Consider the following 13,966-nt stretch of genomic DNA (forward strand, 5'->3'; position numbering starts at 1 on the left):
CGGAAGGTCAGGCGGCGGATTCCCTGTTCGCCGCCAAAGCCGCCTCCACGTCCATCCACGTCACTTCCCAGATATGGCCATCCAGATCGGCAAAGCTGCGGCCATACATGAAGCCGTGGTCCTGCTGCGGATTGGGTTCCGTCCCACCCGCCGCCAACGCCTTTTCGGTCGTGTCGTCCACCTGCTCGCGGCTTACCTCGCTCAACGCCAGCAGCACCTGCGCGGTTGCATGCGCATCGGGAATCTTGCGCGGCGTGAAACTGGTGAACCGCTCATGCGTCAGCAGCATGACATGGATGCTTTCGGAAAAGCTCAACATCTGCGCGCTGTCATCGGCAAAGTCCTTGTTCCTGACCGCGCCCACGGCCTCGTAAAAGGCGATGGAGGCAGGCAGGTCCGCGACCGGCAGGTTCACGAAAATCATCTTCGGAGCGGGGGCATTCGACATCGCACATCTCCTCGGGATTATGGGGTCCAGCGGTCGCAGACGGCGACTCGCTGACTTGAACTTTATGAACTGATAAATTATCTTCTACAACAAATAAGTTAGAAAAAATAACCAAGGATCAGCCAAGTGAAGAAACGGGCCTATCAGGATGGTTGCGCAGTCGCCCATGCGCTGGATCTGATCGGGGATCGCTGGGCGATGCCGATCATGCGGGAATTGATGCTTGGGCCCAAGCGCTTCACCGATCTGCGCGCCAGCCTGCCCGGAATCAGCGCCAATGTGCTGACCCAGCGGCTGGAGGAGCTGGAAGCCGCCAGCGTCCTCATCCGCCGCCGCCTGCCCCCGCCAGCCGCCAGCCAGATCTATGAGCTGACGCCATGGGGGCGCGAGTCGGAAATCCTGTTTCAGGTGATGGGTCGCTGGGCCTGCCGCTCCCCGACGATGGAACCGGGCATGCCGATGAGCAATGTGTCGGTGATCCTGTCGATGCGCACGATGATCGACCGCAGCCGCATCGGTGACATGAACGCCACCATCGGCCTGCGCTTCGGGGAGGAGGAGTTCCGCCTGATCCTGAAGGACGGCGACTTCACCGCCGATCGTGGCGATGCGGCCGGCGCGGACATCATCCTCTCCGGCGATCAGAATGCGCTGGTCGCCGTGATCTATGGCGGCGCGCCGTTCGAGGCTGTCGTCGATGCGCTCCGGGTGGAGGGAGACAGGGTACTGGCGGACCGTTTCGTTCGCCTCTTCCCCTTGCCTCCCAAGGCGCCCTCGACCGTCAGCTCGACAGCTTCATGAGGACCAGCCCGCCCAGAATCATCATGGCGGCCAACAGGCGCATGGCCGTCGCCGCCTCGCCGAGAAAAGCGATCCCGACCAGAAACGCGCCCACCGCGCCGATGCCGGTCCAGATCGTATAGGCGGTGCCCAGCGGCAGGCTCTTCATCGACAGCGACAACAGCGCAAAACTGCCGATCATCGCGCCCAGCGTGACGAGCGTCGGCGTCAGCCGCGAAAAGCCCTGCGACTGCTTCATCGCAAAAGCCCAGACGATTTCGAGCAGACCGGCGACAATCAGATAAATCCAGGCCATCTGGCCCTCCCTTGCAAGAGAGCCGGGCCGTCCCGGACTTGAAACCCGCAAGGGGGGAGGACGTGGCCTCGCTTGGCGGGCGGGATAGGGTTGTTGCCCGACCTTCGCAACCGCCTACTTCGCGGGGATGAACGTCTCCCGCATCGGCGTCAGCGGGAAGGTCGGCACTTCGACCCGCACCGGCGCGCCCGATTTCAGGGAAGAAGGTGGCGCCATCGCCGCCGCATTAGGCACGAATCCGGACGCGACCTCCTTGGGCGCCATGGGTGGTGGCGGCAGAGGCGTGGGCGACACCACCACCGTCACCGTTCCGCCAAAGCGCGACTGCCATTCGGCCAGCCGCCGCAGATAATCGGCATAGGCCGCGTAAAATTCCTGAAACGGCTTTTCCAGCGCGGTCAGCGCCTCTGGCGCATAGGCCAGCAACTGGCTGGAAGGCATGGCAAGGATCTTCGCGCCCACCTCGATCGCCGCGGGGCAGAAGCTTTTCGTCACCGGCGGCAAAGCGAAGAAATTATAGACGACGGTGTTCAGCAATTCCCGCGCCTTGAGCCCGCCTGTCCCATAGGCAGCCAGATAATTGCGGTCGACCGCCGCATTGGCCTCCCGCAGCGCCGCCTCGTGCACATGCAATATCTGATTATACTGGATGCGCGCCGGTTCGTTGACGCCGTGGCAGGACAGCGCCGCGACATTCAGCGCCATGCGCACGTGCCAGAGCGCCGTATTGGCCGTCACCCCGCGATTGGGCGTCAGATATTTGCCGTCACTCGCAATCTCGGGAATGCTCATCCCCTCCACCGCCCCCATGGGCGGCAGAGGCTTGATCGTGCTCACAACCGGGGGCGGGGGCGTAGGCGGCGCCTTCTCCGGCGTGGAACAACCCGCGACCAGCGCAAGCGCGGTAGCGGGAACCAATTGGCAGAAACGGCGAACGGCGGTACGCGGCGGCACCCTGTCATCCCTTTAAAGATCATTCAGACTTCACAACTCATCGCAAAGTCAGGCGTTCCCGACGACCGGCGCCGAGCTCGCTTCGTCTGGAGAGGGATTCGCTTCGTCCGATTTAGAGCGATTTCCAAGCAATCGAAATCGATTGCTGGTTAAGAAATCGCGGTAAAACAATAAACCAGAGCGGTTGATCTGATCCAATCAGATCGAAAACCGCTCTAGCCGCGGCGCTCCAGCGCGACCGCCGCTTCGTCCATCAACTGGGCGATGATGTCGGCGACCGGCTCTTCCTTCGACACCATGCCGACCGACTGCCCGGCCATCAGCGATCCGCCCTCGACATCGCCGTCGATCACCGCGCGGCGGAGAGCGCCTGCCCAATAATGTTCGATCTGCAACTGCGCCTGGCCCATGTCGACCGTTCCACCGTCGAGCAGATTGGCGACTTCGCGCTGCTTGGCCGTGAACGCCTCGGTCCCGGCATTTTTGAGCGCGCGCACCGGAATGACAGGGAGGCGCGGATCGATCTGCACGCTGGCAATCGCATCGCGTGCCGAGGCGCGGAAGAAGGCCTTCTTGAAGTTGGGATGCGCGATGCTCTCGGTCGCGCAGGCAAAGCGGGTGCCCAACTGCACGCCTGCCGCGCCCATCTCCAGATAGGCGGCAATCGCTTCGCCACGGCCGATGCCGCCCGCGACGAACACAGGCACCTGGCTCGCCATTTCGGGCAGGATTTCCTGCGCCAGCACGCTGGTCGCCACCGGGCCGATATGGCCGCCCGCCTCCATGCCCTCGACCACCAGAGCGTCCACGCCCGAACGTACCAGCTTCTTCGCCAGCGCCAGCGCCGGGGCGAAGCAGATCAGCTTCGCGCCCTTCTCCTTGATCGCCTCGATGCTGCCCTTGGGCGGCAGGCCACCGGCCAGCACGACATGGCCGACCTCATGCTTGGCGCAGACTTCGATCAGGTCGAACAGCTGCGGATGCATGGTGATGAGGTTGACGCCAAAGGGCTTGCTCGTCAGCGCCTTGGTCGCCGCGATTTCCCTGTCGAGCAGCTCCGGCGTCATGGCGCCGCAGGCGATCACGCCAAAGCCGCCCGCATTGGAGATGGCCGCCACCAGATTCCGCTCCGAAACCCAGCTCATCGCCCCGCACATGATCGCAACGTCGCAGCCCAGAAATTCGGTGCCGCGAGCCATCAGGGAAGCGAGTTTGGCGTTCGTCATCAAAATATAATCCTGTCGTCCCCGCGAAGGCGGGGATCCATCTCCTACCCCATCCCCAGACGCAAGGTCTGGAGATGTTGAAGAGAGTCACATGCCTCTCTTCAACCCGCCTTCGCGGGAATGACGTCATGTGTAAAGGGTTCGCTTAAGCGACCGGCGCATCCAGCCCATAAGCCGTGTGCAGCACGCGCACCGCCAGTTCCGTCTCATCCTCGTCGATCAGGACCGACACCTTGATCTCGCTGGTCGAGATGGCGAGGATATTGATCCCGCGATCGGCCAGCGACTTGAACATGGTGGACGCCACGCCCGCATGGCTCTTCATGCCGACGCCGACAACGCTCACCTTCGCGACCTTCGTATCCGGGATCACGCGGTTGAAGCCGATGATGTCCTTCTGGCTCTCCAGCACATCCAGCGCCCGCGCCAGATCCGCGCCCGGCACCGTGAATGTGACGTCCGTCTCGCCCTTGTCGCGGCCGACATTCTGGATGATCATGTCGACGTTGATCGCGGCATCGGCCAGCGGCCCGAAGATGTGCGCCACCGCGCCCGGACGATCCGGCACGCGGGTCAGGGTGATCTTCGCCTCATTCTTGTCATGGGCGATGCCGGTGATGAGCTGACGTTCCATCTTGTCTTCCTTGAGCTTGGCTTCCAGTTCCTCTTCGCTGACGATCAGCGTGCCGGGGAGGTCGGTCTGGGTGGGATCATCGAAGGAGGAAAGCACCTGCACGACCACGCCTTCCTTCATGGCGAGGCCGACCGAGCGGGTCTGGAGCACCTTGGCCCCGACCGAGGCCAGTTCCAGCATTTCCTCATAGGTGACGAGGTCGAGCTTGCGCGCCCGCGCCACGATGCGGGGATCGGTGGTGTAGACGCCATCGACATCGGTATAGATGTCGCAGCGATCCGCCTTGAGCGCCGCCGCCACCGCGACAGCCGACGTATCCGAGCCGCCACGGCCCAGGGTCGAGATGCGGCCATCCTCCATCATGCCCTGAAAGCCCGGAATCACCGCCACGGTGCCCGACCGCATGGATGCGAGCAGGTCGATCGTGTCGATCTCCCCAATGCGCGCCTTGGCATGGGCTTCATTGGTGCGGATCGGCAGCTGCCAGCCGAGCCAGCTGCGCGCGTCCACGCCCATGGCCTTCAGCGTCATGGCGAGCAGCCCGCTCGTCACCTGCTCACCGCTGGCGACGACGACGTCATATTCGGCCGGATCATAGAGCGCCGAGGCTTCCTTGCAGAAGCCGACCAGCCGGTCCGTCTCGCCCGCCATGGCGGAAACCACGACGGCGACTTCATGACCCTGCTCGACAACATGTTTGACTCGCGCGGCCACGTTGCGAATTCGTTCCATCCCCGCCATGGAGGTGCCGCCGAATTTCATCACGATGCGCGCCATTTGCTTGTCGAGCCTGCCTGATTGTAAGAAAGAAAATGTCCCCCTAGGGCGACCCAGAGGAACGAAAACGGCGCCCCTATTAGCAGCGGATACGAATATGGCAAGCAAACCCACACCGACCATCGACCCGCGCGAGGCCGCGCATTTCGGCACGATGGCCGCCGATTGGTGGGACCCGAACGGTTCCAGCGCCATGCTGCACAAGCTGAACCCGGTGCGCCTGCACTATATCCGCAACGCCATCGATCATCACTGGCCGCAGGGAAGCGGCGGATTCCGGCCCCTTTCGGGCAAGCGCGCGATCGATGTGGGCTGCGGTGCGGGCCTGCTGGCGGAGCCGCTGGCGCGCATGGGCGCGACCCTGACCGCACTGGACGCGGCGGAGGAAAATATCGCCGTCGCCCGCGCCCATGCCGAAGGGCAGGGCCTGACGATCGACTATCGCGCCACCCCGGTCGAGCAGTTGGACGCCAGTGGATTCGACCTCGTGACCTCGATGGAAGTGATCGAGCATGTGACCGACCCCGCCGCCTTCGTCCGCGCGCTGGCGACAAAGCTGGCCCCCGACGGTCTGATGATCCTGTCCACGCCCAACCGCACGCCGCTTTCCCGCCTGGCCATGATCACCATCGGCGAAAGCATCGGCGGCATCCCCAAAGGCACGCATGACTGGCACAAATTCCTCAATCCCAAGGAACTGACCAGCCTCCTCGATGAAGCGGGTCTGGAAGTCACCGACAGCACCGGCCTCAGCTTCGATCCGCGCTATGGCTTCACCCTCTCCGCCAACAAGGCGATCAACTATCTGCTGACCGCCCGGCACCGGAGGGACTGACATCATGGCGATCGAGCCGAAGGTCGATGCCTATATCGCCCGGCAGGCCGATTTCGCCCGTCCGATCCTCAGCCATTTGCGCGGCGTCATCCACGCCGCCTCGCCGCAGATCGGGCCGGACATCGAGGAAGCGGTCAAATGGGGCATGCCCTTCTTCACCTATAAAGGGCAGAATCTCTGCAACATGGCCGGGTTCAAGGCCCATGTCGCCTTCGGCTTCTGGCATGACAAGGTTGCGCGGGATGGCGCCAGCGAAGGCGCAATGGGCCAGTTCGGCCGGATCGCCAGCCTGGCCGATCTGCCGGACGACGCCAAGCTTACCGCCCTGATTGCTCAGGCCATGGCGCTGATCGATGCCGGGGACAAGGCCCGCTCCGGCCCGAAACCGGCGCGCGAACCGCTGCCCCTCCACCCCGCCTTCGCCGCCGCGATCGAAATCGATCCCGCCGCAGCAGCCGCCTGGGCAGCCTTCCCGCCCGGCAAGGTGCGCGACTATTGCGAGTGGATCAACGATGCGAAGAGCGACGCCACCCGTGACAAGCGCATCGCGCAGGCCGTGGCCTGGATCGCGGAGGGCAAGGGCCGCAACTGGAAATATGAAAAGCGTTCATAAGGGCGCATTGCATCGGCGGCGCCGCGCTCCCCAAAAGCGCGGTCTCGTTCCCGCCGAGTTCAGCTTACGGGCTTCGCCGATGCCATGACAGCCGGTTGCACCACCGGCTTGCTGTCCGCAGGCGCCGCATTGACCGGAGTTGCAGCCTGCGTCTTCAGGGACGCCGCCGCCGTCTGAAGCGCCGCCGCCGCCGCTTCAAGCGCCGCCGCCGCCGACTCGGGCGTCACTTGCTGCGGAGCAGGCGCGGGCGTGGCAGCCGCAACCGGCACAGCCGGATCACTCGCCACCGCCACTTCCTTGGCAGGGGCAGGGACAGGGGCAGTAACGGGCACTGGGGCTGAAGCTGGGGCCGCAACCGCCATCTGGCAGGCATCCCCTACTCCGGCCGGCTTTTCCGAAAAATTCCGGGCCAGCACGGCGATCTCGCTTTCATTGGCATTGGTCGCCAGCGACAGCAATGTGTCCGCCATCTGGCAGAAACCCGCTGTCTGCATGCCATCGGTATGACTATTGGCCAGACGGGTTATAAAATCATTATAAGCGTCCTGACCGCCAGTAATGCCGCCTTCCCGCATAAAATGCAGCTTCAGTGCATTATTATACTTATCAAGGCTTCCCGATTTCTCGTAGAATTTATCATATTTCGCAGTAATATCACTATTGGTCGCCCGACATTTCAACGACCCCAGCATCAGCATGATCTGTAAATCCCTGACGCGCGCTGCTTCTATTTCATGAGGTTGCCAACATTGCGCCTCCCCCGCCGCCGCAACCCCGCCGAAAAAGAGCGCGCCAAAACAGCAGGCGGCTCCCACCGCCATCCGCAATCTAGACATGATGGACCTCGCAGACTCAACCAGACCCCGCGTAGGAAATAGTATCATTTTGCCATGAAAACGCCACGTTTATTAACTTGACAGTGGCATAAAGGACGCAGCCGAAACGACCCCTTGAAAGGGGCCGTTTAACGCCCTGATCAAAGGATATAATCCCTAATTGCCAGCCGCCTACCGCACGCCTCCGCAAAAACACGCGCGGTCAATTCTGCAAATCAGGCAAAATTGCGGCAGCTTATTTTTATCCGCCCACCGCTTCGGCTCTGGTCACGAGAGCCTTCGCTTCCTCGACATGCATGCTTTCGATCATGCGTCCTTCGAAGCGCTCCGCCCCGCCCGTCGCGGCCTCTATCAACCGGCGCGCATCGGCCACTGCCTGAGGATCGGGACCGAAAACCTGATTGGCGACCGGCACCTGGCTCGGGTGGATCAGCGTCTTGCCGTCAAAGCCCAGCACATGGCCGGCGGCGCATTCCGCTTCGAACCCGGCCTCATCGTCCAGCCGGTTGAACACCCCGTCGAACACGGCAATCCGCGCCGCCCGCGCTGCCAGAATGACGGACTGCAGGGACAGGGACAGCCCCTCGCGCCCGGCGGACGGCGGGATGCCCAGATCCTGCCGCAGATCGTTATTGCCCATGAAGAGGCCGGCACAGCCCTCCGTCGCGGCAATCGCCTGCGCCGCCAGAACACCCGCCGCGCTTTCGATCATCGCGATCACCGGCTTCTGGCAGACGCTGAACACATCCTTCACCTGCTTGGGATTCTCGACTTTGGGCAGCACGACATAATCGACGGCGGAGGCCTTCATCGCCACCATCTCCCGCCCATGGGAGGGCGCACCCTCGACATTGATGCGCACCGCCGTCAGCCGCTGGCCAAAGCCACCCGCCACCGCCTCGACCGCATGGGCCAGCGCCTCTTCCTTGCGGTCGTCGGGCACGGCGTCCTCCAGATCGAGCAGCACCATGTCGCAGGGCAAGACCCGCGCCTTGGCGATGGCGCGCGGGTTCGACGCCGGCAGGAACAGCAGCGAACGGGCGTGGCGCAACAACATGAAAACTCTCCTTTGCTTGACCTTTTCCCGTTAATGATTTCGCGTCATAGTCCAAGCGGATTTAACCCGAGCGGGTTCATGGGGGGAAGGCAGAAATGCTGACGACATTCGCGCTGACGGTGACGTGTCTGGTGCTGTTCTATCTGGCGGTGAGCGTCAAGGTGGTGCGTCAGGGCTATCAATATACGATCGAACGCTTCGGCCGCTTCACGGAGGTCGCCCGCCCCGGCCTCAATTTCTACCCCGCCTTCTTTTATTCGGTCGGGCGGAAGATCAACATGATGGAACAGGTGGTCGACGTCCCCAGTCAGGAGATCATCACCAAGGACAATGCCATGGTGTCGGTCGACGGCGTGGTGTTCTTCCAGGTACTGGACGCGGCCAAGGCGGCCTATGAGGTTTCGCAGCTCTATGTCGCGATCATGCAGTTGGCGACCACCAACCTGCGCACGGTGATGGGGTCGATGGACCTCGACGAAACCCTGTCGAAGCGCGACGAGATCAACGCCCGCCTGCTCCATGTGGTGGACGATGCGACGGTGGCCTGGGGGATCAAGATCACCCGCGTCGAGATCAAGGACATCCGCCCGCCCAAGGATATTTCCGACGCCATGGCCCGCCAGATGAAGGCCGAACGCGAAAAGCGTGCCGCGATCCTGGAGGCGGAGGGCATGCGTGCATCGGAAATCCTGCGCGCCGAAGGGCAGAAGCAGAGCCAGATTCTGGAAGCCGAGGGCCGCCGCGAAGCCGCCTTCCGCGACGCCGAAGCCCGCGAACGCGAGGCGGAGGCCGAGGCCAAGGCGACGCAAATGGTGTCCGACGCCATCGCGTCCGGCAATGCGCAGGCGATCAACTATTTCGTCGCGCAGAAATATGTCGAGGCGGTGAGCCAGTTCGCCACCTCGCCCAATGCCAAGACCATCCTGTTCCCGGTCGAGGCGACGCAGCTGATCGGCACGCTGGGCGGCATCGGCGCACTGGCCAAGGAGGCGCTGGGCGGGGTGGGGGGCGAGGGAACCCCGCCCCCCACCCCGCCCCGTCGCGGGCCGTTCGGACAGGGGCCGGCATGATGGAATGGCTCAGCCTGCTGGAGGATCATTGGGGCTGGCTGGTTTTCGCGGCGCTGCTGGGCATGGGCGAAGTGCTCCTGCCCGGCATCTTCCTGATCTGGGTCGCGCTGGCGGCGGCGGCGACGGGGCTGATCGCCCTCGCCTTGCCGATCACGCTGCCGGTCCAGTTGCTGCTGTTCGCGGTGCTCTGCCTCGTCTCGGTATGGGGCGGGCGACGCTGGTACGTCAGCAATCCGGTGGATTCGCAGGACCCCCTGCTCAATGACCGAACGGCGCGGCTGGTGGGGGAGATCGTCACCGTGGTCGAACCGATCGACAATGGCCGTGGCCGGGTGAAGGTCGGCGACAGCGTCTGGTCCTGCCGAGGCCCCGATGCGCCGGCGGGCACAAGGGTCCGGGTGATCGGCGCGGAAGCCTCCGTGCTGAAGGTGGAACTGGCCTGAAGGCTGCCTGAGAGGATTGTCGCAAACAGAAACAGGCGGCGCTCCCAAGGAGCACCGCCTGCCTGTTGTTCACATGCCGTCAGGCGAAGGAAATCAATCCTCGCTGCGGACTTCGCGGCGCTCGGCAATACGGGCGCGCTTGCCGGTGCGGCCACGCAGATAATAGAGCTTCGCGCGACGCACGACACCGCGACGGACGACGGTGATCGAATCGATGTTCGGCGAATAGAGCGGGAAGACGCGTTCCACACCCTCACCGAACGAAATCTTGCGCACGGTGAAGTTGCTGCCCATGCCCTTGTTGGAGCGGGCGATGCAGACGCCTTCATAGTTCTGGACGCGGCTGCGGTCGCCTTCGACGACCTTCACGCCGACGCGCAGCGTATCACCCGGACGGAAATCCGGAATATCCTTGGCGAGAGCCGCAATGTTTTCGGCCTCGATCTGCTGGATCAGGTTCATAACTCAGGTCCTGTTTCTTCGCGTTGCGCACCAGAGGGCGACTGGTCCCGAACGCCGATATGACGTTCCCAAAGGTCCGGCCGCCTTAGCCGTGTATCTTCTTCCGCCCTTTGTTTCCGCCAGGCGGCGATCTTCGCATGATCCCCCGATCGCAACACTTCAGGGATCGTGCGCCCTTCCCATATAACGGGCCGGGTATAGTGCGGATACTCGAGAAGGCCGCTTTCGAAACTCTCTTCATCCCCACTGGAAGCGGCGCCCATTACCCCAGGAAGCAGGCGGATGCAAGCATCCAGCAGCATCAGCGCGCCCATCTCCCCACCGGACAGGATAATGTCGCCCATGCTGATTTGCTCGACGGGGCGGGCCTCGAAAATGCGCTCGTCAAAGCCCTCGAACCGGCCGCAGAGGATGGTCGCGCCGGGCCCGGCGGCAAGTTGGCGGATACGGCCCTGCGTGATCGGCGCGCCACGCGGCGTCATGGCGATGACGGGCAGGTCGGGGGCCTGCTCCAGTGCATGGTCGATGGCGAGGCCGAGAATGTCAGCGCGCAGCACCATGCCCGCGCCGCCGCCCGCTGGCGTATCGTCGACCGTGCGATGCTTGTCCGTGGCGAAGTCGCGAATGTGGATAGGATCGCAGGCCCATTTCCCCTCCGCCAGCGCCCGCCCGGCGAGCGACACGCCCAGCGGGCCCGGAAACATCTCCGGGTAAAGCGTCAATATCTGCGCGCGAAAGCTCACGCCTTGCGCGCCTTGAGCCATGCCCCCGCCATGCCGCCCAGCAGCGACACTCCGCCGCCGAGCATCAGTGCGATACCGATGGCGCGCAGCAGATCGGCAAAGGGCCGGTCAGGCTGCATCAGCGCGGGCAGCAGGAACAGCATCGGAATGGGAATGACCAACGCCAGCGCCGCGCCGATCTTCAAGCCCCGTGACCAAGACATGGTGAACAACCGCCAGCCAGCGGCGACCATCAGCAGCAGATAGAGGGAGGCAAGAAGTTTGGGCATGACAAGCCTTAAACCGCGAAAGCCGCCTCAATCACAACCCGCTCATCCGCGATCGTCACGGCATGGATCGGCGCCATGAAGCGCTTGCCCGTCGGCCGCTCGACCTCGATGATATCGCCCGCGCCGAAATTCTCGACCGCGACGATATTGCCCAATCCTTCGCCATCGCTGGAGAAGCAGGGCAGGCCGATCAGATCAGCATGATAATATTCGCCCTCCCCCAGCGGAGGCAGAGCGGAGCGCGGCACGGTCAGTTCGGTCCCACGCAGGGCTTCGGCAGCGCTACGGTCGCCAACCTCGACGAAACGCGCCACCGCGCCATTGGGGCCGGGACGCACCGACTTCAAGGTCAGCGTGCGCCCCGCCGCATCGAAGCCCTTATAGGATTTGAGCGTTTCCACGCCCTCCCCGAAGAGCTTCAGACGGACTTCGCCCGCCACCCCATGCGCACCGATAATGACGGCGAGAGTGACGGGCTTGTCGGTCAAGATAATCAGCCTTCAGCCGATTCTTCAGCGGCAGCTTCTTCAGCCGGGGCTTCGGCCGGTGCAGCAGCGGCTTCAGCGGCGGCGGCCTTGGCGGCTTCGGCAGCTTCAGCGGCTTCCGCAGCCTTGGCAGCGCGGTCTTCGGCGCGATCCTTGGCCTTCTGACCCGGCTCAGCCTTCTTCGGGTTATTGCGGGCAGCGCGTTCCTTCACGCCGGCGGCGTCGAGGAAGCGGGCCACGCGGTCGGTCGGCTGCGCACCAGCGGCAACCCAGTGCTTCGCGCGCTCAACGTCGATCACGACGCGCTTCTCGTCGCCCTTGGGCAGGACGGGGTTGTAGCTGCCGATGCGCTCGATGAACTTGCCGTCACGCGGAGCGCGGCTGTCGGCCACGACGATGCGGTAATAGGGGCGCTTCTTGGAGCCGCCGCGCGACAGACGGATGGAGGTTGCCATTAAACTTGCCTTTCTACTCTAAACCAAATGACTATATTTGCTTATTTCTTCATGAAATTCTGAAAGCCGGGCGGCAGGTTCGGCATGTTGCCGCCCAATCCACCCAGACCGCCTAGCCCGCTGAGGTCAGGCGCGCCCGCACCACCGGCACCGCCCAGCATCTTGTCCATGCCGCCGCCGGTGAACATCTTGGCCAGCCCTTTGAGGCCGCCCATCTTGCGGATCTTCTTCATCGCCGTTTCCATCTCCTGATGCATTTTCAGGAGCTTGTTGACTTCCTGCACCGTGCGGCCGGAACCCTTGGCGATACGAATCTTGCGCTTGGCGTTGATGAGGGCGGGCTTTTCGCGTTCCTTCGGCGTCATCGACCCGATCATCGCGTCGAGATGGATCAGCGTCTTGTCGTTGGCGCCGCTCTGCGCCATCGCCGCCTGCGCCTTCTTGAGGCCCGGCAGCATCCCCGCCAGCGCGCCAAGGCCACCCATGCGGCGCATCTGGTTCAGCTGGGCACGCAGGTCGTTCATGTCGAACTGACCCTTGGCCATTTTCTTGGCGAGCTTGTCGGCTTCCTCGGCGTCGATCGTCTCGGCGGCCTTTTCGACCAGCGACACGACATCGCCCATGCCAAGGATGCGCTGCGCCACACGCGCCGGATGGAAAGGCTCGATCGCGTCGAGCTTTTCGCCGGTGCCCGCGAACTTGATCGGACGGCCGGTGACGGCGCGCATCGACAGCGCGGCGCCGCCACGGGCATCGCCGTCCATGCGGGTCAGCACCACGCCGGTCAGCGGAACCTGCTGGGTGAAGCTGGTCGCGACATTCACCGCGTCCTGACCGGTCAGCGAGTCGACCACCAGCAGGATTTCCGCCGGGTTCGAAACGTCCGCAACCGCCTTCATCTCGTCCATCAGCGCCTGATCGACGTGCAGACGACCGGCGGTGTCGAGCATCACCACGTCGAAGCCCTGGAGCTTCGCCGCCTGCAAGGCCCGCTTGGCGATATCGACCGGCTGCTGCCCCGGCACGATCGGCAGGGTCGCCACATCGGTCTGGGTGCCCAGCACCGCCAGCTGCTCCTGCGCGGCCGGGCGCTGGACGTCGAGCGAGGCCATCAGCACCTTCTTGCGCTCTTTGTCCTTGAGGCGCTTGGCGATCTTGGCGGTGGAGGTGGTCTTACCCGACCCCTGCAAGCCGACCATCATGATGACGGCGGGCGGGGTGACGTCGATCAGCAGGTCGGAGGTTTCCGACCCCAACGTTTCGGTGAGCGTGTCCGAGACGATCTTGACGACCATCTGGCCCGGCGTGACCGAGCGCAGCACATCGCTGCCGACCGCCTTTTCAGTCGCCTGTTCGACGAACTGGCGGACGACGGGAAGGGCGACATCGGCTTCGAGCAGCGCGATTCGCACCTCGCGCATCGCGGCACGGACATCGTCCTCCGTAAGCGCACCGCGCCCACGCAGCTTGTCGAATACCCCACCGAGACGATCGCTTAGCGAATCGAACATCTTCACCTCATTTGGGCCGAAAAGCCCGGAAAATTGCGCTTACCCTGCCAAA

The 13,966-nt window shown here is 63.7% G+C and carries 18 protein-coding genes; 5 read left to right on the forward strand and 13 right to left on the reverse strand.

The genetic code is table 11. From position 1 onward, the window contains the following. Positions 1 to 7 precede the first annotated feature (7 nt). The gene (locus tag HUK73_RS09410) at positions 8 to 448 is read right to left on the reverse strand and encodes a VOC family protein (protein WP_176591666.1); all 441 of its coding nucleotides are present in this window, start codon (positions 446 to 448) and stop codon (positions 8 to 10) included. A 126-nt stretch (positions 449 to 574) separates the two neighbouring features. On the opposite strand from HUK73_RS09410, the gene HUK73_RS09415 reads away from it, so the two are divergent. Beyond that, on the forward strand, positions 575 to 1,249 hold the full coding sequence (locus HUK73_RS09415; protein ID WP_369805466.1) for a winged helix-turn-helix transcriptional regulator: 675 nt from the start codon (positions 575 to 577) through the stop codon (positions 1,247 to 1,249). Here the strand turns inward: HUK73_RS09415 and HUK73_RS09420 are convergent. From HUK73_RS09420 to HUK73_RS09435, 4 genes are all read right to left on the reverse strand, one after another. After that, a complete protein-coding gene (locus tag HUK73_RS09420; protein WP_176591667.1) occupies positions 1,230 to 1,544 on the reverse strand; it encodes a multidrug efflux SMR transporter in 315 nt (104 codons plus the stop codon). The two genes, HUK73_RS09415 and HUK73_RS09420, sit on opposite strands and share 20 nt — an antisense overlap. Before the next feature lie 114 nt (positions 1,545 to 1,658). Beyond that, positions 1,659 to 2,498: a hypothetical protein gene (locus tag HUK73_RS09425; protein WP_176591668.1), complete on the reverse strand. Its 840-nt coding sequence runs from the start codon at positions 2,496 to 2,498 to the stop codon at positions 1,659 to 1,661. Positions 2,499 to 2,713: 215 nt separating this feature from the next. Then, positions 2,714 to 3,724, reverse strand: a complete 1,011-nt coding sequence (locus HUK73_RS09430) for a nitronate monooxygenase family protein (protein WP_176591669.1) — start codon at positions 3,722 to 3,724, stop codon at positions 2,714 to 2,716. 145 nt (positions 3,725 to 3,869) lie between these two features. After that, entirely contained in the window at positions 3,870 to 5,135 is a 1,266-nt protein-coding gene (locus HUK73_RS09435; protein ID WP_176591670.1) for an aspartate kinase, read from the reverse strand. Between the two features lie 97 nt (positions 5,136 to 5,232). Here HUK73_RS09435 and ubiG point away from each other — a divergent pair, with 97 nt between their 5' ends. Continuing rightward, positions 5,233 to 5,970 carry a bifunctional 2-polyprenyl-6-hydroxyphenol methylase/3-demethylubiquinol 3-O-methyltransferase UbiG gene (gene ubiG / locus HUK73_RS09440; protein WP_176591671.1) on the forward strand — a complete coding sequence of 246 codons (738 nt, stop codon included), beginning with the start codon at positions 5,233 to 5,235 and terminating at the stop codon, positions 5,968 to 5,970. A 4-nt stretch (positions 5,971 to 5,974) separates the two neighbouring features. Then, on the forward strand, positions 5,975 to 6,583 hold the full coding sequence (locus HUK73_RS09445) for a YdeI family protein (RefSeq protein ID WP_176591672.1): 609 nt from the start codon (positions 5,975 to 5,977) through the stop codon (positions 6,581 to 6,583). Positions 6,584 to 6,642: 59 nt separating this feature from the next. On the opposite strand, the gene HUK73_RS09450 is transcribed toward HUK73_RS09445, so the two are convergent. Then, positions 6,643 to 7,419, reverse strand: coding sequence for a hypothetical protein (locus HUK73_RS09450; RefSeq protein WP_255326238.1), 777 nt, complete (start codon positions 7,417 to 7,419; stop codon positions 6,643 to 6,645). 241 nt (positions 7,420 to 7,660) lie between these two features. Continuing rightward, complete coding sequence (locus HUK73_RS09455; RefSeq protein WP_176591673.1) at positions 7,661 to 8,476, reverse strand: CoA ester lyase; 816 nt, start codon at positions 8,474 to 8,476, stop codon at positions 7,661 to 7,663. A gap of 95 nt (positions 8,477 to 8,571) precedes the next feature. On the opposite strand from HUK73_RS09455, the gene HUK73_RS09460 reads away from it, so the two are divergent. After that, on the forward strand, positions 8,572 to 9,546 hold the full coding sequence (locus HUK73_RS09460; RefSeq protein ID WP_176591674.1) for an SPFH domain-containing protein: 975 nt from the start codon (positions 8,572 to 8,574) through the stop codon (positions 9,544 to 9,546). Further along, on the forward strand, positions 9,543 to 9,989 hold the full coding sequence (locus HUK73_RS09465; RefSeq protein ID WP_176591675.1) for an NfeD family protein: 447 nt from the start codon (positions 9,543 to 9,545) through the stop codon (positions 9,987 to 9,989). Before HUK73_RS09460 ends, HUK73_RS09465 begins: the two co-directional genes overlap by 4 nt. 93 nt (positions 9,990 to 10,082) lie before the next feature. Here HUK73_RS09465 and rplS read toward each other — a convergent pair whose 3' ends face one another. The 6 genes from rplS to ffh are packed head-to-tail and all read right to left on the reverse strand — an operon-like array spanning position 10,083 to position 13,914. Beyond that, a complete protein-coding gene (gene rplS / locus HUK73_RS09470; protein WP_176591676.1) occupies positions 10,083 to 10,451 on the reverse strand; it encodes a 50S ribosomal protein L19 in 369 nt (122 codons plus the stop codon). Then, the gene (gene trmD / locus HUK73_RS09475) at positions 10,448 to 11,194 is read right to left on the reverse strand and encodes a tRNA (guanosine(37)-N1)-methyltransferase TrmD (RefSeq protein WP_176591677.1); all 747 of its coding nucleotides are present in this window, start codon (positions 11,192 to 11,194) and stop codon (positions 10,448 to 10,450) included. Before trmD ends, rplS begins: the two co-directional genes overlap by 4 nt. Continuing rightward, on the reverse strand, positions 11,191 to 11,463 hold the full coding sequence (locus HUK73_RS09480) for a hypothetical protein (RefSeq protein ID WP_176591678.1): 273 nt from the start codon (positions 11,461 to 11,463) through the stop codon (positions 11,191 to 11,193). The genes trmD and HUK73_RS09480 overlap by 4 nt, the downstream gene beginning before the upstream one ends. 8 nt (positions 11,464 to 11,471) lie before the next feature. Continuing rightward, positions 11,472 to 11,951 (reverse strand): ribosome maturation factor RimM, encoded by a 480-nt coding sequence (gene rimM / locus HUK73_RS09485; protein ID WP_176591679.1) that lies wholly within the window; start codon positions 11,949 to 11,951, stop codon positions 11,472 to 11,474. A gap of 5 nt (positions 11,952 to 11,956) precedes the next feature. Next, positions 11,957 to 12,403: a 30S ribosomal protein S16 gene (rpsP, locus tag HUK73_RS09490; RefSeq protein ID WP_176591680.1), complete on the reverse strand. Its 447-nt coding sequence runs from the start codon at positions 12,401 to 12,403 to the stop codon at positions 11,957 to 11,959. Positions 12,404 to 12,444: 41 nt separating this feature from the next. Continuing rightward, positions 12,445 to 13,914, reverse strand: coding sequence for a signal recognition particle protein (gene ffh / locus HUK73_RS09495; protein ID WP_176591681.1), 1,470 nt, complete (start codon positions 13,912 to 13,914; stop codon positions 12,445 to 12,447). Positions 13,915 to 13,966 lie beyond the last annotated feature (52 nt).

The sequence above is a fragment of the Sphingobium sp. EM0848 genome (assembly GCF_013375555.1).
In the GTDB taxonomy this organism is placed as follows: domain Bacteria; phylum Pseudomonadota; class Alphaproteobacteria; order Sphingomonadales; family Sphingomonadaceae; genus Sphingobium.